The following is a 1,024-nucleotide window of genomic DNA, read 5'->3' on the forward strand; positions in this document are numbered from 1 at the left end:
TAAATCGGTCAGATTCAATATGGTCGCACCGACACGGGGTGACTATTACGGGTTTGTGCTGGAGCCGACGGGCGACAGTCGTATTGACGCTGAGCATCTGGTCAGAATCCGGCCTTCAAGTACCCTGATGCGGTTTCTGGTCGACCCGATTCTGCTGGGCTACAACGATGACGGGCTGCTGACGGATTATCTGGGTCTGACCAATATCCGCAAGAACGAGGACAACAACCACACCGCTCATATCCGCTATACCATCCAGGCCATGCCGGACTGTAAACTGACGCGCTGAATCCGGCCCGGGGCGTCAGTCAAAGCGCGCCCTGGCTTGTGGTAAGATTCAACCCCGGCAAATGCTCTTCACGATTACCTTCAGGGGCCTGACTCAAAATGATGTTCGTGTCTTTTAACGTCAACAGTATTCGCACCCGACTCCACCAGCTTGAAGCGGTGATTGAAAGCCTCAGTCCCGACGTGATCGGGCTCCAGGAAACCAAGGTCAGGGATGAAGAATTCCCTGAGCAGGCCATCCGGGATCTGGGCTACCATGTCCACTTTCACGGTCAGAAAACCCACTACGGCGTTGCGCTGCTTTCAAAACAGGCTCCGAACACCATCCACAAGGGCTATCCCTGGGAACCGGACGATGCGCAGCGTCGGTTGATTACCGCTGAATTTACCGTCAACGGGCGCGCGCTCACGGTTATCAACGGTTATTTTCCCCAGGGTGAAAATCGCGACCACCCTGTCAAGTTTCCGGCAAAAGAGCGCTTCTACGCCGATCTGATGCGCTACGTTGATGAACTCCAGCGGGAAACGGACGACCTTATGATCATGGGCGACCTCAATATCTCGCCTACCGATCTGGACATCGGCATTGGCGCGAACAACATGAAACGATGGCTCCGGGAAGGCAAGTGCAGTTTTCTGCCGGAAGAGCGGGAGTGGCTGGCCCATGTTCAGAGCCGCGGACTGACCGACGTCTTCCGACACCTTCACCCGGACGAAGCCAGGACCTTCAGCTGGT

Annotated in this window: 1 protein-coding gene and 1 pseudogene; both read left to right on the forward strand. The window is 55.9% G+C overall.

The features are described from left to right. A pseudogene (locus VJ956_RS12360) lies at positions 1–289 on the forward strand (hypothetical protein); the annotation flags it as partial. A gap of 98 nt (positions 290–387) precedes the next feature. Further along, positions 388–1,024: exodeoxyribonuclease III (xthA, locus tag VJ956_RS12365; protein ID WP_324085349.1), on the forward strand; the 637-nt coding region annotated here is incomplete at its 3' end.

It is taken from the genome of Marinobacter sp. (assembly GCF_035268745.1).
Taxonomy (GTDB): domain Bacteria; phylum Pseudomonadota; class Gammaproteobacteria; order Pseudomonadales; family Oleiphilaceae; genus Marinobacter.